Consider the following 23,326-nt stretch of genomic DNA (forward strand, 5'->3'; position numbering starts at 1 on the left):
TGCAGCAGCACCTGCAACAATGCGCCGGCCAGCGCAAGCAGCGCGCCGCATGCGAAGCCCGCGAGCGCGCGCGGCAGGTGCAGCGTGCGGACGATGTCGGCGAACAGTGCGTCGCCGCCATGCGGCACGAGCGACGCGAGCGCCTGCCAAGGCGACATCGGCACGCTGCCGATCGACAGCGACGCGACGAACAGCAGCGCGACCGCCGCGGCCAGCGCGGCCCAGATCGCGGTGGCGCGCGCGGCGCTCATGCCGCGCACGCCATCACATACGACGTGCGGCGCACCCGCTTGCGGCTGCCGGCCGGTCGTGACTCGAGCGCCGCGCGGACGATTGGGGTCAGCATCGAAGAAGATTCCGTGAAGCATTGCGCGCCCCGCCTCCCCGCAGGCCGCGCGTCACGAAGCCCGTGCGGGCTCCCCGTCTCGGCCGGTATCCGGGCTGGCGGCGGTCCGGCTCGCCTTCCCGCGCGATGACGCGCAGTGGCCCGCGCCGCATGCGAAGCCTGCACGCGAAACGCGCCCGAGCCGGCCTGCGTCATCGGACGCGGCCGCTTACCGTTGCGGGGGCAGCGCAGGTTGGCGGGCTTCCGGCGCCCGCGCCCTGCTTCCCGTTTAACCGCGCGTTCCACGCGCGAGCACCGAGGCGGCGCCAGTTTAGGAGCGGGTCGCGCGAGCGTCAAGGAAGCGTCCGGACACGCACGGGCAGCGCCGATTCGCGGCAAGAAGCAGGGGTGTTACGACTGGAAACGTTACAGATGTCGGATTGCGCGTTATTCCGCGCTAAAATGCTGGGTCTTTAGAGGACGCAGCAAATGCTCAACGAACTCGAAACTCTATCTCAAAATATTGGCCGTCTGATTTCGCTGAACAAGCGCTATCACTCGGAACGGCTCGCGCTCGAGGAGCAGGTCGCGCAATTGCGCGCGGATGCGGACGCAGTCCGCACGGAACTCGCGCAACTGCGCGACGAACGCAATGCGCTTGCGGCCGAGCGCGACACGCTGTCGGCAAAGATCGACGACGCCCAGGTGAAACTGAACGCGATTCTCGAAAAGCTGCCGCGCTCGAAAAGCGCGGAGCAAGCCGACAACCAGCTCGACCTGCTGGATGCGCAGGCGCGTACGGATGGCGATGAAGCGGCCAGCCACGGAGAACATGCATGAGCACCAAGCAGATCGAAGTCTCGATTCTCGGTCAGGCCTATCGGCTCGCCTGTTCGGCCGAGACCGAAGCGGCGCTGCTCGAAGCGGTCGCGCGCGTCGACGCCGAAATGTCGAAAATCCGCTCGAACAGTTCGGTACGCGGCACCGATCGCATCGCCGTGATGGCGGCGCTGTCGCTCGCGTCCGAACTGCTGCGGCTGCAAACGAGCGTGCGGCACGGTGAAGCATTTCCGGCGGAAGAAATCCGTCGTACAATGCATCAGATGAACGAACAGCTCGGCGCGGTGCTCGCACAGCACGAGACGCAGTAACGTTTGATCGATGCGTCGATTCCCCTTGATCTCGGCGATCAACGGTGGTCAAATTGGCGCAACGAAACACAGTTCAGTCAGCTTCCCTGCCTGGTTCGCCAAGGTCATATATTCCTTGAACCAATGCCATGTGCACGGTTGCGGAAATTTGTAGCACGGGCGCGCGCGTCACTCTGTCTGATGTACCCGAAGTGCTGCTAACTGCGACCAATTCTGAACCTCAGGTTCAGGATGCCGGCCTAGCGGCCAAGGCGGGGGCCTATCCAACGGCATCGGGCAAAGCCCGGTGCCGTTTTCTTTTGTAGCAGCCTCTTTCTGCGTCGATCACGATCCATGCAATACTGGCTGATGAAGTCCGAACCGGACGAAGCAAGCATCGACGATCTCGCCAACGCACCGCAGCGCTCGCTGCCGTGGACCGGCGTGCGCAATTATCAGGCACGCAATTTCATGCGCGACACGATGAAGATCGGCGACGGCGTGCTGTTCTATCACTCGAGTTGCCCCGAGCCGGGCATCGCGGGCCTCGCCGAAGTGTCGTCGACACCCTACCCCGATCCCACGCAGTTCGATCCGAAAAGCCCCTATTACGACCAGAAGTCGACTCAGGAAGCACCGCGCTGGCTGCTCGTCGACGTGCGCTACGTGAAGAAATCGCCGCTCGTGCCGCTTGCCGCGCTGCGCGAACACGACGAACTCGCCGACATGCGCGTGCTCGCACGCGGCAACCGGCTGTCGATCACACCCGTCACGCGCGCCGAATGGCGGTTCATCACCGAAAAGCTGATGAAGTAGGCGTACGCCAAAGGTCAAATCTGGTCAGTACGCACCGCCGCCACGGAACTCGCGGCACTTTCGCGCAGCCTAAGCAACCGCTGTCGGCCGATCGGGCCGGCTGCCGTTTTTTTCGTCGCGCGGGTCGCCCGCGTCGTGCACGCGCAATCCGCGTGCACGCCCTCGCACAAGGAGTCCAACAATGACCAAGAAATCCGCACTCGCGCTGTCGCTCGCCCTGGCCGCCGCCGTTCCCGTCGCGCTGACGCTCGCGTCGTCCACCGCACACGCGCAAACCGCGAACCCGCACTTTCCGGAGCCGGCAGGCGTGCTGTCGCTGTCGTCGCAAGCCAGCGCCGACGTGCCGCAGGACATCATCCACATCACGCTGTTCTACGAGCAGCAGGCCAAGGATCCGGGCAGCCTCACCGCGCAGTTGAACCAGCGCGCCGACGCGGCCCTGTCGCAGGCAAAGGGCGTATCGGGCGTCACTGCACACACGGGTGCATTCTCCGTCTATCCGAGCACCGATCGCGACGGCAAGATCTCGGCATGGCGCGGTCGCACCGAGGTCGCGCTCGAATCGCGCGATTTCGCTGCAGCGTCGAAGCTTGCGGGCCAGTTGTCGAACCTGATGCAGGTCGCGAACGTCGAGTTCTCGCTGTCGCCCGAAGCGCAGCGCGCGGCCGAGCAGAAGCTCACGACCGAAGCGATCAAGTCGTTCCGCGCCCGCGCGGACGAAGCGGCGAAGGCATTCGGTTACGGTAGCTACACGATCCGCGACGTGAACGTCGGCGGCGGCCGCAACGTGCAGCCGTACCCGCGCATGATGGCGATGGCCGCGGCGCCGATGGACAGCGCGAAGATGAGCGCACCGATCGCGGTCGAAGGCGGCAAGGCCACCGTGTCGGTCACCGTCAACGGCTCCGTGCAGATGAAGTAACGCACAGCGCACGGCAGTCCGAAATGAAAAACGCCGGCCCTCGAGCCGGCGTTTTTCATTGACCTGCATCGGCATCGCATCACGCAGCAGCACTCACCGCGCGGCGGCGATACGCCCAGACCATCAGCGCGATGCCCCCGAGGATCATCGGCAGCGACAGCCACTGCCCCATCGACAGGCCGAGCGCGAGCAGGCCGAGGAAGTCGTCGGGCTCGCGCGCGAACTCGACCGTGAAGCGTGCGAGGCCGTAGCCGATCAGGAACAGCGCGGAAATGGCGCCCATCGGCCGCGACTTGCGCGCGAAGAAGAACAGCGCGAAGAACAGCGCGATGCCTTCGAGCGCGATTTCGTAAAGCTGCGAAGGATGGCGCGGCAGCATCTGGTATTGCATGAACACGTCGGCGAGATGCCACTTCTCGACGAGCTCCGGATGCTTCGGCAACCATGCCGCATCGTCGCGCATCGCACCCGGGAACAGCATCGCCCACGGTGCGGACGGATCGGTCACGCGGCCCCACAGTTCGCCGTTGATGAAGTTGCCGAGCCGCCCGGCCGCGAGCCCCGTCGGCACCATCGGCGCGACGAAATCGGTGACCTGCAGCCAGTGGCGCTTGCGCTGCCACGCGAACAGCATCATCGCAAGCGTCACGCCGAGGAAGCCGCCGTGAAACGACATACCGCCTTCCCACACCTTGAACACGTCGAGCGGATGCGAAAAGTAGAAATCGGCCTTGTAGAACAGCACATAGCCGAGCCGGCCGCCGAGCACGGTGCCGAGCACGCCGTAGAACATCATGTCGTCGATGTCCTTCGCGGTCCAGCCCTGCGCCGCGACATGCGGCAGCTTCAGGCGGATCCGGCCGACGACGATCGCCGCGATGAAGCCGACGAGATACATGAGCCCGTACCAGCGCACGGCCAGCGGCCCGAGATGGATCGCAACGGGGTCGAAATTCGGGTGAATGATCATGGGTTAGCGAAGAAGTTTTCGAATGCGGTACGGCCGTCGCAAACGCGCAGCACCGCGCGTTGGACGGCACCGGCGCGTCATCGTTCACGTCACGTGGCGAGGCCCTGCGCGCGCACGACGTCGATGAAGCCGGCCAGCACGGGGCTCACGTCGCCGGTGCGCCACACGAGGCCCGTCTCGACGACCGGTGCGCGACCGGCGAGCGGCCGGTAGACCACGCCGGTGCGCCGCAGGTTACGCAGCGATTGCGGCACCAGTGCGACGCCCATGCCGGCCGACACGAGGCTGACGATCGTCTGCATCTGGATCGCCTCCTGGCCGATGCGCGGGGTTTCCCCCGCCGCGCCGTAGCAGCCCGTAATGATGTCATAAAAGCCGGGCGCCAAACGACGCGGAAAGATCACGAGCGGCAACGCGGCGACCTCCGCGAGACGGACAGGCTCGTCTTCAGGCGCGTCGCTCGCTGCCGCCGGCATTGCGACCACCAGCGGCTCGCGCACGACGGGCAGGTACGACAGCCCGGCCGCGTGGCGCGGCGGCACGGGCGGAATGACGAGCCCCGCGTCGATGCGGCCGGCGACGAGTTCGTCGATCTGCACGTCGCTCGTCGCCTCCGCGAGTTGCAGCCGCACCTGCGGATAGCGCGCGCCGAACGCGCGCAGCAGCGCAGGCAGCAGCCCGTAATCGGCGGTCGACACGAACGCGAGCGACAGCGAACCGGCCTCGCCGCGCGCGAGCCGTCGCGCAAGCGGCGGCAACGCATCGGCCGACGCCAGCAGCCGGCGCACGTCGGGCAACAGCGCCGCCCCGACCGCCGTCAGCGCCACCGAGCGCTTGGTACGCACGAACAGCGCGACGCCGAGCGCGTCCTCCAGCGCGCGGATCGCCTGCGACAGCGGCGGCTGCGTCATCGACAGGCGCTCGGCCGCTCGACCGAAATGCCGCTCGTCGGCGACGGTCGCGAAATAGCGCCACTGGCGCAGATCGGGAGTCGGATCGGCCATGCCTCTCTCATTCGTGAAACGACTTAATAACCGACAAATAATATATTGGACATCCCAATCCGGACACTCCATTCTTGATTGATCCGAACCGGCGCGCCGTTCACCGGCGTTGCCCAGACAAACGATGGAGTCCCCCATGGCTTACAACCGTCGCTCGAAGCACATCACGCAAGGCGTGGCACGCTCGCCGAACCGCTCGATGTATTACGCACTCGGCTACCAGAAGGACGATTTCGACAAGCCGATGGTCGGCATCGCGAACGGCCATTCGACGATCACGCCGTGCAATTCCGGCCTGCAGCGCCTGTCGGACGCGGCCGTCGCGGCGGTGAAGGCGGCCGGCGCGAACCCGCAGATCTTCGGCACGCCGACGATTTCGGACGGCATGTCGATGGGCACCGAGGGCATGAAGTACTCGCTCGTGTCGCGCGAAGTGATCGCCGACTGCATCGAGACCTGCGTGCAGGGTCAATGGATGGACGGCGTGGTCGTCGTCGGCGGCTGCGACAAGAACATGCCGGGCGGGATGATCGCGCTCGCGCGCCTGAACGTGCCGGGCATCTACGTGTACGGCGGCACGATCCGCCCCGGTAACTGGAAAGGCCGGGACCTGACGATCGTGTCGTCGTTCGAGGCCGTCGGCGAATTCACCGCGGGCCGGATGTCGCAGGAGGATTTCGAAGGCGTCGAGCAGAACGCCTGCCCGACGTCGGGTTCGTGCGGCGGGATGTACACCGCGAACACGATGAGTTCGTCGTTCGAGGCGCTCGGGATGTCGCTGCTCTATTCGTCGACGATGGCGAACCCCGACCAGGAGAAGGTCGATTCGGCCGCCGAATCGGCACGCGTGCTCGTCGAAGCCGTGAAGCGCGACCTGAAGCCGCGCGACATCATCACGAAGGAATCGATCGAAAACGCGGTGTCGGTGATCATGGCGACCGGCGGCTCGACCAATGCGGTGCTGCACTATCTCGCGATCGCGCACGCGGCCGAGGTCGACTGGACGATCGACGACTTCGAGCGCATTCGCAAGCGCGTGCCCGTGATCTGCGACCTGAAGCCGTCGGGAAAGTATGTCGCGACCGACCTGCATCGGGCCGGCGGGATTCCGCAGGTGCTGAAGATCCTGCTCGACGCGGGGCTGCTGCACGGTGACTGCATGACGATCACCGGCCGCACGATCGCCGATGAGCTGAAGGACGTGCCGAGCGCGCCGCGCGCGGACCAGGACGTGATCTTCCCGATCGACCGCGCACTGTACAAGGAAGGCCATCTTGCCATCCTGAAAGGCAATCTCGCGGAAGACGGCGCGGTCGCGAAGATCACCGGCCTGAAGAACCCGGTGATCACCGGCCCGGCACGCGTGTTCGACGACGAGCAGAGCGCGATGGATGCGATTCTCGGCGACCGGATCCGCGCGGGCGACATCCTCGTGCTGCGCTACCTCGGCCCGCAGGGCGGCCCCGGCATGCCGGAAATGCTCGCGCCGACGTCTGCGATCATCGGCAAGGGGCTCGGCGAATCGGTCGGCTTCATCACGGACGGCCGCTTCTCGGGCGGGACCTGGGGCATGGTGGTCGGCCACGTCGCGCCGGAGGCGTTCGTCGGCGGCACGATCGCGCTCGTGCAGGAGGGCGACTCGATCACGATCGACGCGCACCGGTTGATGCTGCAACTGAACGTCGACGACGCGGAACTCGCGCGCCGCCGTGCCGCATGGCAACAGCCGGCGCCACGCTACACGCGCGGCGTGCTCGCGAAATTCGCCGCGCTGGCCCGCCCTGCGAACAAGGGCGCCGTCACGGGTTGACGCGGGTGCATCAAAACATGCGACCCCGATAAACATGGCTGCCGGGGGAACGCGCAAAACGTGCGTTCCCTTTGCTTTTATAATGCGCGGACCATGTAGCCGGCCGTCCCCGCCGGCGGAGAACCGCATGAAACACACGATATTGCACGTCCTGCTCGCCACGCTGCTGATCGGCAGCGGGGCAGCGGCGCGTGCCGATCAGGGCGACGGGCTCGCGCTTGCCCAGCGCAAGAACTGCATGGCCTGCCACGCGATCGGCAAGCCGCTGATGGGCCCGTCGTTCCGCGACATCGCCGGCAAGTACGCGGCGCGCGGCGACGCGGTCGATTACCTTGCCCAGTCGATCGTGAAAGGCAGCGTCGGCGTATGGGGCAGCGTGCCGATGCCCGCCAATACCCAACTGACGAATACCGAAGCCCACACGCTCGCGCAATGGGTGCTGTCGGTGCGTTGAACCGGATGCCCCGGGCGGGGATAGCCGCCGTGCGGGGTTCCACCGACAGGCAGGCCTGCCCCGGCTGAACCGCACCTCGCCGGCCGTTTCACCAGCCCTTACTGGAATCGCACCCCGTTTTTCGCAGGAACGTCTGCGCGCTCAACCGGAATGACCGGTGCGGCGGCGTGCGATCTCTTCGTCGACTGCGTCGCGGACCCAGTCCATCACCTCGGTTTCCAGCGCCAGCGCCACTTCGCGCGTGATCTGGCCGACCAGCCAGGCCGAATGCTCGTGCAGCGCGTCGCGGCAGCGGGCCTCGATGGCGTCGCGCCCTTCCCCGGTCAGATAGTTCGTCAGGCGATTGCGCAGGCGCTCGGCGATGTGCTGTGCATCTTCCGGCGTCAGCCCGGCTGCTGCCTGCACATCCGGCTGCGGCGCGGCGGCCGGTACGACGGCCTCCGGCATGTGCGCTTCACGCGCGTGCCCGACCGCCTCATGCGCCACCGCGGCGAACGCGTGCTGCGGCACCTCGTCGTCGGCCAGCGACGATTGCAGCGGCGCACTCATCGCCGCCGAGTCTTCGGCGACCACGTGCTCCGCGGCGCCGGGTTCGGCCGGCGCATCGGTCTCGCCCATCGCCGCCGCGGCAGCGGTCGCCACGTCGCCCGGCAGTTCGACCGCCGGCACGTGCGGCGTCGGCACGGGCTCGACCACGACGGAATCGGGGTCAAATTCACTGTGCACGGGATCGGCCGGCGCCGCACCTGCGGTATGCGGTACGACCACGTCGGTGAGCACCGGTATCGCCGCGCTGGCGGCCGGCTGCGGTGCGTCGGGCGCGGGCGAGCGCGCCGGCACCGGCTTGCCCGGCACCAGCACGTCGGTCAGCGTCGGGATCGAGGATGAATCGGCTTCTGTCACGGGAACACTCCGTCGACGGTGGCGGCTAGCTGCCCTGCTTGTAGTTGTTCAGCGCGTATCCGCGGTCGCGGTAGAACCGGTAGCGGTCGCGGCCCGCGGCCAGTTCGTCCGGCGCATTGCCGACCACTTCGAGCAGACGCTCGAAGCGGGCGAACTGCGCGGGCACGGCCGCGCCGAGGTTCAGCAGCACGTGATGATGGGGTGCGCGGTCGAGATCCGCGGCCAGCACGATCGGCGTGCCGGCTGCGTGCTCGCTGTCGACACCGCAATGCGGGATGAAATCGAACGGCGAGAACGTCCAGAGCCGCTCGTCGAGCGCGCGCAGGCGCGCGGGCTCGGCGAGCACGACGACCGGCTGCCCGGCCTGGTAGGCCTTGCGCAGCAGCCGGCACGCGTACGCGAGCGAATCGCCGACGTTCGAGTGGAAATCGATCCGCGTCATTGCCCGCGCACCCGCTGCGTCGTCAACACCGCCATCACTGGCCGGCGCGGTCGATCAGGAACTGCGCGAGCAACGGCACCGGACGGCCCGTCGCGCCCTTCGCCGCACCGCCCTTCCATGCGGTGCCCGCGATGTCGAGGTGGGCCCACGGATAGCTGTCGGTGAAGCGCGACAGGAAGCACGCGGCCGTCACGGCGCCGGCCGGGCGCCCGCCGATGTTCGCGAGATCCGCGAAATTCGACTTCAGCTGATCCTGGTACTCGTCGTCGAGCGGCATGCGCCATGCCGGGTCGTTCGCCTCGCGCGACGCGTCGAGCAGTTCGCCCGCGAGCGCGTCGTCGGTCGAGAACAGGCCGCTGTTGTGGCCGCCCAGCGCGATCACGCAAGCGCCCGTCAGCGTTGCCACGTCGATCACGGCGGCCGGCTTGAAGCGCTCGGCATACGTGAGCGCGTCGCACAGGATCAGGCGGCCTTCTGCGTCGGTGTTCAGCACCTCGATCGTCAGGCCCTTCATGCTGGTGACGATGTCGCCCGGCTTCGTCGCGTTGCCGCCCGGCATGTTCTCGCAGGTCGGCACGATCGCGACGACGTTGATCTTCAGGCCCATCTCGGCGACCGCACGCATCGTGCCGAGCACGGAACCGGCGCCGCACATGTCGTACTTCATCTCGTCCATGCCCTCGCCCGGCTTCAGCGAGATGCCGCCCGTGTCGAACGTGATGCCCTTGCCGACCAGCACGACCGGCGCGGCCTTCGCGGCGGCGCCCTGGTAGTGCAGCACGATGAACTGCGGCGGTTCGACCGACGCGCGCGCGACCGACAGGAACGAGCCCATCTTCAGCGCCTGGATCTGCTTGAGCCCGAGCACTTCCGCCTTCAGGCCCCAATCCTTCGCGATCTTCTTCGCGGTGTTGCCGAGGTAGGTCGGCGTGCAGACGTTGCCCGGCAGGTTGCCGAGGTCGCGGGTGAGGTCCATCCCGTTCGCGAGCGCGACAGCCTGCTTGACTGCGACCTTCGCGGCCTTTTCGTCGGACGGATCGACGCTGAACACGACGCGCTTGAGCGTGTGCGACGCCGGCTCCGGCTTGCTCTTCATCTGCGTGAAGCGGTAGGTCTCGTTGCGCAGCGCGAGAATCGCCGCGCGCACGCCCCAGTCGGAGCTGCGCTCGTCGACCGGCAGTTGCGCGAGCGTGAACGTGACCTGGACGACCTTGGTCGCCAGCAGCGCGCGCCACGCGGCGGTCGCTGCATCGTTATAGGCTTTCTGATTGAAAGCATCCTGCTTGCCGAGGCCGACGAGCAGCACGCGCGACGCGCCGATGCCCGACACTTCGTGCAGGAACAGCGTCTTGCCGCGCTTGCCGTCCATGTCGCCGGCCTTCACCACGCGCGAGATCAGCCCCTTGGTAGCCGTGTCGATGTCGAGCGCCGCGCCCGAAAGGGTCTGCGCCTCGAAGATGCCGAGCACGATGCAGTCGGACTTCCCGGTCAGGAACCCCTTCGCCTCGCCTTTGCTCCAATCACAGCCTTTTATGCTAAAGTCCATCGCGCTTGTCCTCGGATAAAATCTGGGCTAAGGATGAAAGCCGCAATTATCCGCTATTTTTCCCGTGGCGGCGCGAGCGCTCCACCACGCGTGCGCCGCCTCCCGCCCTCTTCTCATCAAGAATGATCTTCGAACGCTCCCTCCAGCGCGAGCTTGCGTATACGGCTGGCGCCGTGTTCATGGTGCTGCTCACGATCATGCTCACGACGATGATGATCCGCATCGTCGGCTACGCCGCGTCCGGTGAAATCGATCCGCGGGACGTCCTCGTGCTGATCGGCCTCACCGTGATCGGCTATCTCGCCGTGATGCTCGTCGTCACGTTGTTCGTGTCGATCCTGTTCGTGCTGACCCGGTGGTACCGGGACTCCGAAATGGTCGTGTGGCTCGCGTCCGGCGTGAGCCTCACGCGCCTGATCAAGCCGATCGGCGTGTTCGCCACGCCGATCGTGCTGCTGATCGCCTTCTTCGCGTTCGTCGGCTGGCCGTGGTCGAACCAGCAGAGCAAGATGATCAAGGCGCGCTTCCAGCAGCGCGACGAGATCTCGCTGCTCGCGCCGGGCCAGTTCCGCGAGTCGGCCGCGAACCACCGCGTGTTCTTCATCGAGAAGATGACGCCCGACCAGAGCAAGGTGCAGAACGTGTTCGTGACCTCGACCGAGAACGGCAAGGTCAACGTGGTCGTGTCGCAGACGGGGCACACGGAAACGCGCGACGGCAGCCGCTTCGTCGTCCTGGAGGCCGGCCGCCGCTACGACGGCACGCCCGGCCAGCCGAACTTCAAGATCATGGAGTTCGAGCGCTACGGCGTGAAGATCACGAGCACGCCGGTCACCAACGTGCCGACCACCAACAGCACGCCGACCCCGGACCTGCTGCGCAACCCGACGCGCGACAACCTCGCGGAATTCGCGTGGCGCGCGGGGCTGCCGCTGATCGCAATCAACCTGATGGTGCTCGGCATTCCGCTGTCGTACCAGAACCCGCGCCGCAGCCGCACGATCAACCTCGTGATGGCCGTGCTGATCTACCTCACGTACTCGAACCTGCTGAACGTGGTGCAGTCGCAGATCGAGCAGGGCAAGATGTCGTTCGGCGTCGGCCTGGTCGGCCTGCATCTGGTCGTCGCGGTGATCGTCGCCGTGATCTTCTGGTTGCGCGTGCGCAATCGTCCGCTGTTTACACGCGCGCTGTTCGGCCGCTCGGGAGCATGATCGATGCGGCTCTATGAAAAGTACTTCGCGCGGCAGATCTACGTCACGTTCGTCTTCATCCTGTTCGCGTTCTCGGGCCTGTTCTTCTTCTTCGACCTGATCAGCGAACTGAACTCGGTCGGGCACGGCAACTACAAGTTCGGCTACGCGGTGCTGCGCGTCGCGCTGCAGACACCGTCGCGCTTCTACGAAATCATCCCGGTCGCCGCGCTGATCAGCGCGATCTACGTGTTCGCGCAGATGGCCGCGAACTCGGAATTCACGATCTTCCGCGTGTCGGGCCTCGCGACCAACCAGGCGTTGCGCTCGCTGCTGAAGATCGGCGTGCCGCTCGTGATCATCACCTACCTGATCGGCGAATTCGTCGGCCCGTACGCCGACCAGTTGTCCGAACGCGTGCGGCTGCAGGCGCTCGGCGCGTCGGTGTCGTCGAACTTCCAGTCGGGCGTGTGGGTGAAGGACACGCTCGCGGCCCGCGAAAACGGCGAGCAGGTCACGCGCTTCGTCAACGTCGGCAGCCTGTCGCCCGATTCGACGATCAGCAACGTGCGCATCTACGAATTCGATTCGAAGTTCCAGCTGCAGAACGTGCGGATCGCGCAGACGGGCCGCTACGAGCCGCCCGGCCACTGGCTGCTCAAAGGCGTCACCGAGACCGAGCTGACGCCGATCAAGCCGATCAGCGGCCAGCCGGCGGACGCCCTGAACCCCGTTTACCGGTCGCAACAGGTCTCGCTGCCCGAATACCGGCTGCGCTCGGACCTGACGCCGCAGATCCTGTCGGTGCTGCTCGTGTCGCCGGAGCGCATGTCGATCATCAACCTGTTCCGCTACATCCAGCACTTGCGCGAGAACCAGCAGGACACGCAGCGCTACGACATCGCGCTGTGGCGCAAGCTGCTGTATCCGTTCGCGGTGTTCGTGATGCTCGTGCTGTCGCTGCCGTTCGCGTACCTGCACACGCGTGCGGGCGTGGTCGGCGTGAAGGTGTTCGGCGGCATCATGCTCGGCATGAGCTTCCAGCTCCTCAATACGCTGTTCTCGCACATTGGCACGCTGAACACGTGGCCCGCGCCGCTCACGGCCGCGACGCCGGGCTTGATCTATCTCGCGCTCGGCCTGTTCGCGCTCAAGTGGGTCGACCGGCACTGAGCGCCGCGTCATGACGGAGGCTTCGACATGAGTTCGCACGGCATCGTCCTGTTCGGCCACGGCGCCCGCGACCCGCGCTGGGCCGAGCCCTTCGAGCGGCTCGCCGCGCGGCTGCGCGGCGCCGCCTCCCCCGCTGCCCACGTATCGCTCGCGTTCCTCGAACTGATGACGCCGTCGCTCGATGACGCGGTCGCCGCGCAGGTTGCGGCAGGCTGCTCGCACATCACCGTGGTGCCCGTGTTCTTCGGCCAGGGCGGCCATGTCCGGCGCGACCTGCCGCAACTCGTCGACGCATGCCGCGCCGCGCATCCCGGCGTCGAGATCCGCTGCGCGACGGCCGTCGGCGAAGACGACGGCGTGCTCGACGCGATCGCGCGCTACTGCATCGACCAGATCGGCGACGACGCGTAAATCACGCAGTCGCGGCCCACAAGGAAAAAGCGCTGGCATCCACCAGCGCTTTTTTCGTTTTGGACTCCGGCCGAAATCCGCTCAGGCGGCATTCCTCAGCGGATCGCCCGCCTTGGCCTGCGCGGCACGCTCGGCGAACGCATCGCCGATCATCAGCAGGCTCGGTTCCGCGGGATCGAGCCACGCCTGCGCGTCGCCCGCCGCCATCTGCGCGAGCGTCAGCGTCAGCGTGCGCTCGCGCGCGGTGCTGCACGCTTCGACGATCGCCACCGGCGTTGCCGGCGCACGGCCTGCGTCGATCAGCTCCTGCGCGATGCCGGGCGCGCTGTCGCGGCCCATGTAGTAGACGATCGAATCGGCGCGCGCGGCTTCGCGGATCTCGTCGCTGCCCGGCGCGCGGCTGTGCGTCGCGAACGCGACGCTGCGCGACACGCCGCGCAGCGTCAGCGAACGCTTCAGCGTCGCGGCACCGGCCAGCGCGGCGGTGATGCCCGGCACGACCTCGTAGTCGATGCCGGCCGCTTCCAGCGCACGCATTTCCTCTTCGGCGCGACCGAACAGCATCGGGTCGCCGCCCTTCAGCCGCACGACGCACGCATGCTCGCGCGCCGCATCGACGATCTGCTTGTTGATGAAGTGCTGCGCGGTCGAACGCTGCCCGCAGCGCTTGCCGACTGCGATCCGGCGCGCATTCGGCGCGTAGTCGAGCATCGCGGGCTCGACGAGCGCGTCGTGCAGCACGACGTCCGCCTGCTCGAGCAGCCGCGCGCCGCGCACCGTGATGAGGTCGGCCGCGCCCGGCCCTGCTCCGATCAGATACACCTTGCCCATGTTTGTCGCTTCGCTTGGTCTCTGCTACAGCGGCATCCGGCCCGCGCCGCCATGAGGCGGCGCGGCTCGCCGGTTATGCCGAGAATGCCCGGATCATGCCCGCGGCGACCGTGTGGTGCGTCGCCTCGTCGATCAGCACGAACGCACCGGTACCCGGATGCGCGTCGTACGTGTCGCAGACGATCGGCTTCTGCAGCGTCAGCGCGACGCGGCCGATGTCGTTCATCTTCAGCTCGTGACGGTCGGTCGCGTGCGACAGCGTGTGCACGTCGAGCACCTGCTTGACGCCGCCGATCTTCGCGAACACCGTGCTGGTGGTCTGCTTCAGCAGGTACTTGCGCTGCGGCGACAGCGGCGTCTCGTCGAACCAGCACAGATCGGCTTCGAGCTTCTTCGCCGGCGCGACCGGTTCGGCGGACGTGACGAACATGTCGCCGCGCGACACGTCGACGTCTTCCGCAAGGCGGATCGTCACGGCCTGGCCCGCGAATGCGTGCGGGACGGACGCGGTGCCGCCCGGCACCGGCGCGACGATCTCGGCGACCGTTGCCGTGCGATTCGACGGCAGCACGGCGATCTCGTCGCCGACCTTCACTTCGCCCGACTCGATACGGCCCATGTAGCCGCGGAAATCGTCGGCCGAGCTGCCGTCCTGGCGCGCGACCCACTGCACCGGGAAGCGCAGCGCGTCATGCGCCTGCGTCTCGACCGGCAGCGATTCGAGCACGTCGAGCAGCGGCTCGCCTGCGTACCACGGCATGCGCTCGCTCGCGCCGACGATGTTGTCGCCCTTCAGCGCCGACACCGGCACGAAGCGCACGTCGCTCAGGCCGAGCTGCTTCGCCAGCGTGACGTACGCGTCGCGGATCTCGTTGAAGCGCGCTTCGCTGTAGTCGACGAGGTCCATCTTGTTGATCGCGACGATCACGTGCTGCAGCGCGAGCAGCTTGACGATCGCGCTGTGGCGCTTGGTCTGCGGCAGCAGGTCCGCGACACCGTTCTCGATCGTCACGCGCGTCGCGTCGATCAGGATGATCGCCGCGTGCGCGGTCGATGCACCCGTCACCATGTTGCGCGTGTACTGCTCGTGGCCCGGCGTATCGGCGATGATGAACTTGCGCTTCGCGGTCGCGAAGTAGCGGTACGCGACGTCGATCGTGATGCCCTGCTCGCGCTCGGCTTCGAGCCCGTCGGTCAGCAGCGCGAGGTCGAGCTCGTCGCCGACCGTGCGCTTGTTCTTCGCGCGCGACAGCGCGGACAGCTGATCGGACAGCACGGCCTTGCTGTCGTACAGCAGGCGGCCGATCAGCGTGCTCTTGCCATCGTCGACGCTGCCCGCGGTGATGAAGCGCAGCACGCCGAGGTCTTCGTTGTTCTCGATGATGCTCATGATGTGAATGTCCTCGTGTGCTTCAGAAATAACCTTGCTTCTTGCGCTGTTCCATCGCGGCTTCGGATGCCTGGTCATCCATCCGCGTTGCGCCGCGCTCGGTGATCTCGGTCACCGCCGTCTCGGCGATGATCTTCTCGACGTCGTCCGCGTCGCTCGCCACCGGGCACGTGCAGCTGATGTCGCCGACCGTGCGGAAACGGACCTGCGCCATCTCGCTCGTCTCGCCTTCACGCATCGGCGTGAGCGGCGTGACCGGCACGAGCAGCCCGTTGCGGCGCACGATCTCGCGCTGATGCGCGTAGTAGATCGACGGCAGTTCGAGGTTCTCGCGTGCGATGTACTGCCATACGTCGAGTTCCGTCCAGTTCGAGATCGGGAACACGCGCAGGTGTTCGCCCTTGTGCAGGCGGGCGTTGTACAGGCTCCACAGTTCCGGGCGCTGCGCCTTCGGATCCCACTGGCCGAATTCGTCGCGGAACGAGAAGATGCGTTCCTTCGCACGCGCCTTCTCTTCGTCGCGGCGCGCGCCGCCGATCAGCGCCGTGTAGCCGTGCTGCTCGATCGTCTCGAGCAGCGTGACGGCCTGCGCGGCATTGCGCGAATCGGTTTCGCGGCGCAGCACGACCGTGCCGCGCCTGATCGAATCCTCGACGTGGCCGACGACCAGCTCGGCGCCGAGCTCTTTCGCGCGGCGATCGCGGAAGTCGATCACTTCTTCGTAGTTGTGGCCCGTGTCGATGTGCACGAGCGGGAACGGCAGCGTCGTCTTGCGGTTCGCGCCGAGGCCGAACGCCTTCAGTGCCAGATGCAGCACGACGACCGAATCCTTGCCGCCCGAGAACAACAATGCCGGCTTGCTGCATTCGGCGACCAGTTCGCGCAGGATGTGGATCGACTCGGCTTCGAGCCAGTCGAGGTGGCCCATGCGGCTGTCGGCACCGGCGGGCGGGGCAAAGGCGGATTGCTCGAGCGTCGTGCTCATGATTTCAGTCCTTCTCTTCTGGGTTCGTGCCGCCCGCTGTCGCGGGCGGCGCAATATTCAGTTTCTTGTCAGGCTTTCAGTGCGTGGCACCGGCAACGGCTTCCGCGGGAATCGGCGTGATCGTCGTGACGTGCAGCCCGCATTCCTTCGTGTCGCGCGACTCCCACCACCAGCGGCCCGCGCGGCTGTCCTCGCCGGGGCGGATCGCCCGTGTACAGGGCTCGCAGCCGATGCTCGGGTAGCCGCGCGCATGCAGCGGGTTCACCGGCACGTCAAACGCCTTAAGGTACGCCCACACGTCGCTTTCGGTCCAGTCGGCGAGCGGATTGTACTTCGCGATCCCGCGCGCTTCGTCCTGCTCTTCCTCGTGCAGCTCGGCACGCGTGACCGACTGCTCGCGGCGCTGGCCCGTGACCCACGCGCCGACGTCCGACAGCGCGCGGTTCAGCGGCTCGACCTTGCGGATGTGGCAGCACGACTTGCGCAGCTCGACGCTCTCGTAGAACGCGTTCAGGCCGTGCTCGGCGACGTACTGGTCGACCGCGTCCTGCCGCGGATGGAACTGCTCGATCTCGTAGCCGTAGCGCTCGCGCACGCGGTCGATCATGCCGAGCGTTTCCGCGTGCAGGCGGCCCGTGTTCAGCGAGAAGATGCCGATTCGCACGCCCTTCGACAGGATCGCATGCGTCAGCAGCATGTCTTCCGCCGCGAGGCTGCTCGCGAACTTCACCTTTTCGTGACGGGCGCCGATCTGCGCGAGCAGCGCGTCGAGGCGCTCGACCTTCGCGGCGAGTTCCGGCGTCAGCGCGGTGGGGGTCGCGGTGCTCATGCGCCCACCTTGGCGTCGGCCGCGGCGGCGCGGCGGCGGAACAGCGGCACCGGCTCGTCGAACGCGCCCTGGTAACGCTGCGTGAATTCCGTGAACGCATTCAGCGCGTCGTCGATGTCCTTGTCGGCGCGCACCGCGAATGCGTCGAAGCCGCAACGCGACATGTACAGCAACTGGTCGCGCAGCACGTCGCCGATCGCGCGCAGCTCGCCCGTCCAGCCGTGGCGCTCGCGCAGCAGGCGCGCGATGCTGTAGCCGCGGCCGTCCGCGAAGCGCGGGAACTCGACGGCGACCAGCGAAATCGCACCGAAATCGGCCACGAGATCGGCCGGCTCGCTGTCCGGTGCGAGCCACACGCCGAGCTCGTCCTTCGTCTTCGCGGCGACGAGCGCGGCGCGCTCGGCCTGCCACAACACGAACGGCACCAGCACCTTGCCGGCCGGCAACGCGTCGACTGCGGGCAGTGCGCCGTCTTCCGCCGCGCGTACGACCTGCCATGCATCGTCGATCACTGCGCGGTTCTTGATAATCGAAGCCATCTGCTAATTCCCTCTACCCGGTTGGTTACGCGTTCACTGCCTGGCGCGACGCATACACGCGCTCCTTGAACGGCGCGATGCCGATGCGGTCGTACGTGTCGACGAAGCGCTCGCCGTCCACGCGCGATTCGACGAACGTGTCGATCAGCTTCGCGATCACGTCGGGCACTTCTTCCGCCGAGAACGACGGCCCGATCACGCGGCCGAGACGCGCGCCGTTGTGGCCCGTGCCCTGCTCACCGCCGAGCGACACCTGGTACCACTCCGCGCCGTCCTTGTCGACGCCGAGGATGCCGATGTTGCCGACGTGGTGGTGACCGCACGAGTTCATGCAACCGGAAATGTTCAGCGACAGGTCGCCGAGGTCGTACACGTAGTCGAGATCGTCGAAACGCTGCTGGATCGCCAGCGCGATCGGGATCGACTTCGCGTTCGCGAGCGAGCAGAAGTCGCCGCCCGGGCACGCGATGATGTCGGTCAAGAGGCCGATGTTCGGCGTCGCGAAACCGGCTGCCTTCGCCTTTTCCCACACCGCGAACAGGTCGCGCTTCTTCACGTTCGCGAGAATCAGGTTCTGCTCGTGCGACACGCGCAGCTCGCCGAACGAGTACGCGTCGGCCCAGTCGGCCACCAGTTCCATCTGCCGGTCGGTCGCATCGCCCGGCGCAACGCGGTGATCCTTCAGCGACAGCGTGACGGCTGCATAGCCGGCCACCTTGTGCGGCGCGACGTTACGCTCGACCCAGCGCGCGAACGCCTTGTTCTCGAGCAGGTTCTGTTCGAACGATGCGTCGGTGTCGGCCAGCTTCTCGTAGACGGGCGGCTGGAAGTACTGCGACACGCGATCGATTTCCGCCTGCGTGAGCGTCGACGGGCCGTCCTTCAGGTGCAGCCACTCTTCCTCGACCTGCTGCGCGAACTTCGCGGGCGACAGCGCCTTCACGAGGATCTTGATACGCGCCTTGTACAGGTTGTCGCGGCGGCCGTAGCGGTTGTACACGCGCAGCACGGCTTCGCAGTAGGTGAGCAGGTGCTGCCACGGCAGGTCTTCCTTGATCACCGCACCGATGATCGGCGTACGGCCGAGGCCGCCGCCCGCGAGGATGCTCGCGACCACTTCGCCCTGCGCGTTCTTCTTCAGGTACACGCCGAGGTCGTGGATCTGCACGGCCGCACGGTCGTCCTTCGAGCCCGACACCGCGATCTTGAACTTGCGCGGCAGCCATGCGAATTCGGGATGGAACGTCGACCACTGACGCAGGATTTCCGACCACGGACGCGGATCGATCTCTTCGTCCTGGGCGACGCCCGCGAACTGGTCGGCCGTGATGTTGCGGATGCAGTTGCCCGACGTCTGGATGCCGTGCATCTGCACCGACGCGAGCTTCGCGAGGATCTCGGGCGTGTCTTCCAGCTCGATCCAGTTGAACTGGATGTTCGAGCGGGTCGAGAAGTGGCCGTAGCCGCGGTCGTGTTCGCGGGCGATGCGCGCCAGCATCCGGAGCTGGTCGCTGCGCAGGTTGCCGTACGGAATCGCGATGCGGTGCATGTACGCGTGACGCTGCATGTAGAGGCCGTTCTGCAGGCGCAGCGGACGGAACTCCTCTTCGCTCAACTCGCCCGACAGCCGGCGGCGCACCTGATCGCGGTACTGCGCGACACGCTCGTCGACGATCGTCTGGTCGTATTGGTCGTACTGATACATTCGGGGACCCCAGGGTTTTCGTGGTGACTGCGCGACGTCCTAGCCACGTCGCGCCCGAATCTCCGTTCCGCCGTCACGGCCACCATCCGCTGCCGGGTGGATTGCTAATGACGAAAACAGATATCCATATTTGAAAAACTCCGGTGAATCGTAATAAACTCGCCTTATATTTCAAACGACTAAAAAATTCTGTTGATATGCGGAAGGGTTATAAATGAACCTGCACCAATTTCGCTTCGTGCGCGAGGCCGTCCGGCAGAATTTCAACCTCACCGAGGCCGCCAAGGCGCTCTACACGTCGCAACCGGGGGTATCGAAGGCGATCATCGAGCTCGAGGACGAGCTGGGCGTGGAGATCTTCACGCGGCACGGCAAGCGCGTGCGCTCGCTCACCGAGCCGGGCAGGATCATCCTCGCGTCGGTCGAGCGGATTCTCCAGGAGGTTGAAAGCCTTAAAAGGGTCGGGAAGGATTATGCGGCGCAGGATCAGGGCAACCTGACCATCGCCGCGACCCACACGCAGGCCCGCTACTCGCTGCCGGCCGCGATCGCCGAGTTCAAGAAGCGCTTCCCGAAGGTGCACCTGTCGATCCTGCAGGGCAGCCCGACGCAGGTGGCCGAGATGGTGATCCACGACCAGGCCGATCTCGCGATCGCAACCGAGGCGATCTCCGACTACAAGGAACTCGTGTCGCTGCCCTGCTTCCAGTGGCACCACGCGGCCGTCGTGCCGGCCGACCATCCGCTGCTCGAACGCAAGCCGGTCACGCTCGACGATCTCGCGCAGTACCCGCTGATCACGTACGACGATGCGTTCGCGGGGCGCAAGAAGATCAACCATGCGTTCGCGCTGCGCGGGCTGTCGCCGGACATCGTGCTCGAGGCGATCGACGCCGACGTGATCAAGACCTACGTCGAACTCGGCCTCGGCGTCGGGATCATGGCCGACATCGCGTTCAATCCCGAGCGCGACCGCAACCTGCGGCTGATTCCGGTCGGCCACCTGTTCGGCAGCAACGTGACGCGTGTCGCGCTCAAGCAGGGCGCCTATCTGCGCAGCTATGTGTATACGCTCGTCGAACTGCTGTCGCCGACGCTGACCCGCAAGCTGATCGAACAGGCGCTCAAGGGCGAATCCGAATCGTACGAGCTTTGACCAGCGCCTCCAGCCCGCTCGCTTCGCGCCAGGCGCCTCGCGGGGACCAAGAACACCTTGGGGCGGCCGGCGTTTTCTCGAAGCGACGTGTACGTGTATAACCACAGGGGCGCATATCGCGCCCCTTTTTGTTGCCCGACGGAGATTCCCGCATGACGCTTCCCGCCCTGTTGCGCCGCGCCGCCGGCGCCGCCCTCACGCTCGCCTGCATGGCCTCCCATGCCGACCTGAAGGTCGGCGTCGACCTGTCGTCGACCGGCCCGGCCGCCGCGATCGGCATCACCAGCAAGAACGCGATCCTGATGTGGCCGAAGACGATTGCCGGGCAGCCCGTGCAGGTGACCGTGCTCGACGATGCGTCCGACCCGGGCGCCGCGGTGCGCAACATCCGCAAGCTGGTCGACGAGGATCACGTCGACGTCGTGGTCGGGCCGAACATCACGCCGGCCGCGCTCGCGGCGCTCGACGCGGTGGCAGCCGCCCAGACGCCGATGATCACGCTGGTCGGCTCCGGCGCGATCGTCGAGCCGCAGGAAGGCGCGCGGACCTGGGCGTTCAAGATGGCGCAGAGCGACCGCGCGATGGCCGACGTGATGACTCGCTACATGGCCAACCACGGCGTGAAGACGGTCGGCTTCATCGGCTTCGCGGACAGCTACGGCGACAGCTGGCTGAACGAGTTCACGCGCTTCGCGGACCTGCGCAAGATCCGCGTCGTCGCGACCGAACGCTTCAACCGCACCGACGCGAGCGTGACGGGCCAGGCGCTGAAGCTGATCGCGGCGAAGCCGGACGCGATCCTGATCGCGGGCTCGGGCACGCCGGCCGTACTGCCGCAGCGCACGCTGATCGAGCGCGGCTACAAGGGCGCGATCTACCAGACGCACGGGATCGCGACGCCTGAATTCATCAAGCTCGGCGGCAAGGACGTCGACGGGACGCTGTTCCCGACGCAGCCGGTCGTCGTCGCGCGCACGTTGCCCGCCGATCATCCGGCGCGCAAGGCTGCGCTGGCATTCGTCGATGCCTATGAAGGGAAATACGGCGGCGGCACCGTCACGCAGTTCGCGGGCGACGCGGCGGGCGTGTACCCGCGCCTGGCGGACGCGGTCGGCCGCGCGCGGAAGACCGCGCAGCCGGGCACGCCGGCCTTCCGCGCGGCGCTGCGACGCGAACTCGAACGCGCGAACGAGCTCGTCGTGCCGAACGGCGTGGTCAATACCAGCGACAAGGATCACGTCGGGCTCGATCAGCGCGCAAGCGTGATGGGAATCGTGAAGCATGGCCAGTTCGTCTACCTGAGCCAGTAACGCGCGAACGGCTCGCCGGGCGGCTTGCCCGGCGAGCCGTTTTCCTCCATAATCCGCGTTTCGCCGCGCACGATCGCATGCGCGGCCAGGATCAAGCCCAGGTGGTGAAATTGGTAGACGCAGGGGACTCAAAATCCCCCGCCGCAAGGCGTGCCGGTTCGATTCCGGCCCTGGGCACCAGCATTCTCGCAGCGTGACGCGCTGCGCCTCCCGAAACCCGCGCAAGCTCGCCGCTTCGCGGGTTTTTTGTTTTTGCCGCGCGCGCCGCAACGCGGGCTCCCGCACAACAGTCCAAGCATCGTGAGGATGCGCGGCACGGAGGCACGCCATGTCCATGCGCACGATTTCATCCCCGCTCTGCCGCCGCATGCTCGTCGTGGCGCTGTCACTCATGCTGGGTGGCTGCGACATCCTGACCGCGCCGCCGGTGCCTGACTGGCCGGGGCCGCACGCGCCCTACCCGTTCCCGGACAGCATTCCGCATCGCACCGAATGAACGCGCGGGACCGCCACCCGCCGCCGCGCCCGCTCACTCAGGCCATCAACGCCCGCACGAAGTCGAGAAACACGCGTACCTTCGCGGAAACGAGATTGGACGCGTGGTGATACGCGTAGAGCGGGAACGTCTCGTCCGCCCACTCCGGCAGCAGCAACACCAGCCGCCCGTCGGCAAGGATGTCGCGCGCATAGAGTTCCAGCAGCTGCGCGATCCCCGCGCCGCCCAGGCACGCGCCGAGCAGCATGCCCGTGTCGTCGACCATCAGCCGGCCGGCGGCATCGAACGGCACCACCTCCTTGCCGCGATGGAATTCCCATTCGAATGGCCGCCCCGTCACCGGATCGCGGATCAGTACGCAACGATGCCCGTCCGCGAGATCCAGCGGGTGCCGCGGTTCGCCATGACGCGCGACATAGGCCGCCGACGCGCAGGTGAGCACGCGCGTTTCCAGCAGCAGCCGCGCACGGTATGACGACGGTTCCGGGACGCCGAACCGCACCGCCACGTCGAACCCGTCGGCGACGAGGTCGCCCATCCGGTCGCGCACGCTGATCTCGACGGACAGGTCGGGAAAACGGTCGAGAAACTCCGCCATCTTCGGCGCCAGCACGTAGTGGCCGAAGGTCGCGTCGACGTTGACGCGCAGCCGCCCCCTGACACGCGCCTTCGACTGGCCGGCGTCGATTGCCGCGTCCTCGATACCGGCCAGCAGCGGCGCGACCGCCTCGTAGAAGCGCCGCCCCTCGTCGGTCAACGTGATCGCGCGTGCCGTCCGGTTGAAGATCCGGATGCCGACGCGCTCTTCCAGCCGTGCGACCGCGCGGCTCACCGCCGGCTGCGTCAACCCCATCGCCTCGCCGGCGCGCGCGAAGGTACCGGCCTCGATCACCGCCGAGAGCACGCCGATACCACTCAAAAGCCTGCTGTCGAATGCCATGAGACATACTTTCAGTCATTCTTGATCTGATCATTATTCATTATTT

The 23,326-nt window shown here is 66.7% G+C and carries 25 protein-coding genes, 1 tRNA gene, 1 other RNA gene and 1 riboswitch; of the genes, 14 read left to right on the forward strand and 13 right to left on the reverse strand.

All coding sequences use genetic code 11. The features are described from left to right. A partial coding sequence (locus G3N64_RS28020; RefSeq protein ID WP_205786872.1) for an iron chelate uptake ABC transporter family permease subunit occupies positions 1-251 on the reverse strand: 251 nt, incomplete at its 3' end. 158 nt (positions 252-409) lie between these two features. Continuing rightward, positions 410-660: riboswitch (cobalamin riboswitch) on the reverse strand. A 154-nt stretch (positions 661-814) separates the two neighbouring features. Between G3N64_RS28020 and G3N64_RS28025 the strand changes: the two genes are divergently transcribed. The 5 genes from G3N64_RS28025 (at position 815) to G3N64_RS28045 (ending at position 3,193) form a co-directional block, all read left to right on the forward strand. After that, on the forward strand, positions 815-1,165 hold the full coding sequence (locus tag G3N64_RS28025) for an ATPase (protein ID WP_205786874.1): 351 nt from the start codon (positions 815-817) through the stop codon (positions 1,163-1,165). Beyond that, positions 1,162-1,476, forward strand: coding sequence for a cell division protein ZapA (locus G3N64_RS28030; RefSeq protein WP_011352906.1), 315 nt, complete (start codon positions 1,162-1,164; stop codon positions 1,474-1,476). Before G3N64_RS28025 ends, G3N64_RS28030 begins: the two co-directional genes overlap by 4 nt. An 80-nt stretch (positions 1,477-1,556) precedes the next feature. Next, a non-coding RNA gene (gene ssrS, locus G3N64_RS28035) (6S RNA) lies at positions 1,557-1,738 on the forward strand. A gap of 71 nt (positions 1,739-1,809) precedes the next feature. Beyond that, complete coding sequence (locus G3N64_RS28040; protein ID WP_205786876.1) at positions 1,810-2,271, forward strand: EVE domain-containing protein; 462 nt, start codon at positions 1,810-1,812, stop codon at positions 2,269-2,271. Between the two features lie 181 nt (positions 2,272-2,452). Next, positions 2,453-3,193, forward strand: a complete 741-nt coding sequence (locus G3N64_RS28045; protein ID WP_085041145.1) for an SIMPL domain-containing protein — start codon at positions 2,453-2,455, stop codon at positions 3,191-3,193. Between the two features lie 79 nt (positions 3,194-3,272). On the opposite strand, the gene lgt is transcribed toward G3N64_RS28045, so the two are convergent. Next, a complete protein-coding gene (gene lgt / locus G3N64_RS28050) occupies positions 3,273-4,163 on the reverse strand; it encodes a prolipoprotein diacylglyceryl transferase (RefSeq protein WP_205786879.1) in 891 nt (296 codons plus the stop codon). A gap of 89 nt (positions 4,164-4,252) precedes the next feature. Continuing rightward, a complete protein-coding gene (locus tag G3N64_RS28055; RefSeq protein WP_205786880.1) occupies positions 4,253-5,167 on the reverse strand; it encodes a LysR substrate-binding domain-containing protein in 915 nt (304 codons plus the stop codon). Between the two features lie 136 nt (positions 5,168-5,303). On the opposite strand from G3N64_RS28055, the gene ilvD reads away from it, so the two are divergent. Further along, on the forward strand, positions 5,304-6,977 hold the full coding sequence (gene ilvD, locus G3N64_RS28060; protein WP_205786881.1) for a dihydroxy-acid dehydratase: 1,674 nt from the start codon (positions 5,304-5,306) through the stop codon (positions 6,975-6,977). Positions 6,978-7,104: 127 nt separating this feature from the next. Next, on the forward strand, positions 7,105-7,431 hold the full coding sequence (locus G3N64_RS28065; RefSeq protein ID WP_205786882.1) for a c-type cytochrome: 327 nt from the start codon (positions 7,105-7,107) through the stop codon (positions 7,429-7,431). A gap of 141 nt (positions 7,432-7,572) precedes the next feature. Here G3N64_RS28065 and G3N64_RS28070 read toward each other — a convergent pair whose 3' ends face one another. Genes G3N64_RS28070 through G3N64_RS28080 form a run of 3 tightly spaced genes read right to left on the reverse strand, consistent with a single transcriptional unit; the run spans position 7,573 to position 10,322 of the window. Continuing rightward, positions 7,573-8,334, reverse strand: a complete 762-nt coding sequence (locus G3N64_RS28070; protein ID WP_205786883.1) for a DUF2486 family protein — start codon at positions 8,332-8,334, stop codon at positions 7,573-7,575. Between the two features lie 25 nt (positions 8,335-8,359). Then, complete coding sequence (locus G3N64_RS28075) at positions 8,360-8,776, reverse strand: DNA polymerase III subunit chi (protein WP_205786884.1); 417 nt, start codon at positions 8,774-8,776, stop codon at positions 8,360-8,362. 34 nt (positions 8,777-8,810) lie between these two features. Continuing rightward, on the reverse strand, positions 8,811-10,322 hold the full coding sequence (locus G3N64_RS28080) for a leucyl aminopeptidase (protein ID WP_059531810.1): 1,512 nt from the start codon (positions 10,320-10,322) through the stop codon (positions 8,811-8,813). Positions 10,323-10,444: 122 nt separating this feature from the next. Between G3N64_RS28080 and lptF the strand changes: the two genes are divergently transcribed. From lptF to G3N64_RS28095, 3 genes are read left to right on the forward strand one after another with little or no spacing between them, the layout of a single operon-like run. Next, a complete protein-coding gene (lptF, locus tag G3N64_RS28085; RefSeq protein WP_205786885.1) occupies positions 10,445-11,536 on the forward strand; it encodes an LPS export ABC transporter permease LptF in 1,092 nt (363 codons plus the stop codon). 3 nt (positions 11,537-11,539) lie between these two features. After that, complete coding sequence (gene lptG, locus G3N64_RS28090) at positions 11,540-12,688, forward strand: LPS export ABC transporter permease LptG (protein WP_205786887.1); 1,149 nt, start codon at positions 11,540-11,542, stop codon at positions 12,686-12,688. Between the two features lie 27 nt (positions 12,689-12,715). Continuing rightward, positions 12,716-13,099, forward strand: coding sequence for a CbiX/SirB N-terminal domain-containing protein (locus tag G3N64_RS28095; RefSeq protein WP_205786888.1), 384 nt, complete (start codon positions 12,716-12,718; stop codon positions 13,097-13,099). A gap of 81 nt (positions 13,100-13,180) precedes the next feature. Here the strand turns inward: G3N64_RS28095 and cobA are convergent, their stop codons facing one another. From cobA to G3N64_RS28125, 6 genes are all read right to left on the reverse strand, one after another. Then, positions 13,181-13,930, reverse strand: a complete 750-nt coding sequence (cobA, locus tag G3N64_RS28100; RefSeq protein ID WP_205786889.1) for a uroporphyrinogen-III C-methyltransferase — start codon at positions 13,928-13,930, stop codon at positions 13,181-13,183. Between the two features lie 73 nt (positions 13,931-14,003). Next, a complete protein-coding gene (locus G3N64_RS28105) occupies positions 14,004-15,320 on the reverse strand; it encodes a sulfate adenylyltransferase subunit 1 (RefSeq protein ID WP_205786890.1) in 1,317 nt (438 codons plus the stop codon). A gap of 22 nt (positions 15,321-15,342) precedes the next feature. Then, the gene (gene cysD, locus G3N64_RS28110) at positions 15,343-16,305 is read right to left on the reverse strand and encodes a sulfate adenylyltransferase subunit CysD (protein WP_205786891.1); all 963 of its coding nucleotides are present in this window, start codon (positions 16,303-16,305) and stop codon (positions 15,343-15,345) included. A 76-nt stretch (positions 16,306-16,381) separates the two neighbouring features. After that, positions 16,382-17,134: a phosphoadenylyl-sulfate reductase gene (locus G3N64_RS28115; RefSeq protein ID WP_205786892.1), complete on the reverse strand. Its 753-nt coding sequence runs from the start codon at positions 17,132-17,134 to the stop codon at positions 16,382-16,384. Beyond that, a complete protein-coding gene (locus tag G3N64_RS28120) occupies positions 17,131-17,673 on the reverse strand; it encodes a DUF934 domain-containing protein (protein ID WP_205786894.1) in 543 nt (180 codons plus the stop codon). Before G3N64_RS28120 ends, G3N64_RS28115 begins: the two co-directional genes overlap by 4 nt. 25 nt (positions 17,674-17,698) lie before the next feature. Then, positions 17,699-19,378: a nitrite/sulfite reductase gene (locus tag G3N64_RS28125; RefSeq protein ID WP_205786895.1), complete on the reverse strand. Its 1,680-nt coding sequence runs from the start codon at positions 19,376-19,378 to the stop codon at positions 17,699-17,701. 214 nt (positions 19,379-19,592) lie between these two features. On the opposite strand from G3N64_RS28125, the gene G3N64_RS28130 reads away from it, so the two are divergent. The 4 genes from G3N64_RS28130 (at position 19,593) to G3N64_RS28145 (ending at position 22,340) form a co-directional block, all read left to right on the forward strand. Then, positions 19,593-20,534 carry a CysB family HTH-type transcriptional regulator gene (locus G3N64_RS28130; RefSeq protein ID WP_205786897.1) on the forward strand — a complete coding sequence of 314 codons (942 nt, stop codon included), beginning with the start codon at positions 19,593-19,595 and terminating at the stop codon, positions 20,532-20,534. Between the two features lie 152 nt (positions 20,535-20,686). Then, the gene (locus G3N64_RS28135) at positions 20,687-21,844 is read left to right on the forward strand and encodes an ABC transporter substrate-binding protein (RefSeq protein ID WP_205786899.1); all 1,158 of its coding nucleotides are present in this window, start codon (positions 20,687-20,689) and stop codon (positions 21,842-21,844) included. A 95-nt stretch (positions 21,845-21,939) separates the two neighbouring features. Next, a tRNA-Leu gene (locus G3N64_RS28140) sits at positions 21,940-22,024 on the forward strand. A 148-nt stretch (positions 22,025-22,172) separates the two neighbouring features. Further along, positions 22,173-22,340: a hypothetical protein gene (locus G3N64_RS28145; RefSeq protein WP_205786901.1), complete on the forward strand. Its 168-nt coding sequence runs from the start codon at positions 22,173-22,175 to the stop codon at positions 22,338-22,340. Between the two features lie 37 nt (positions 22,341-22,377). Here G3N64_RS28145 and G3N64_RS28150 read toward each other — a convergent pair whose 3' ends face one another. Next, positions 22,378-23,280: a LysR family transcriptional regulator gene (locus G3N64_RS28150; protein WP_205786902.1), complete on the reverse strand. Its 903-nt coding sequence runs from the start codon at positions 23,278-23,280 to the stop codon at positions 22,378-22,380. Positions 23,281-23,326: the final 46 nt, after the last annotated feature.

This window comes from Burkholderia sp. Ac-20344 (genome assembly GCF_017104975.1).
Classification (GTDB): Bacteria; Pseudomonadota; Gammaproteobacteria; order Burkholderiales; family Burkholderiaceae; genus Burkholderia.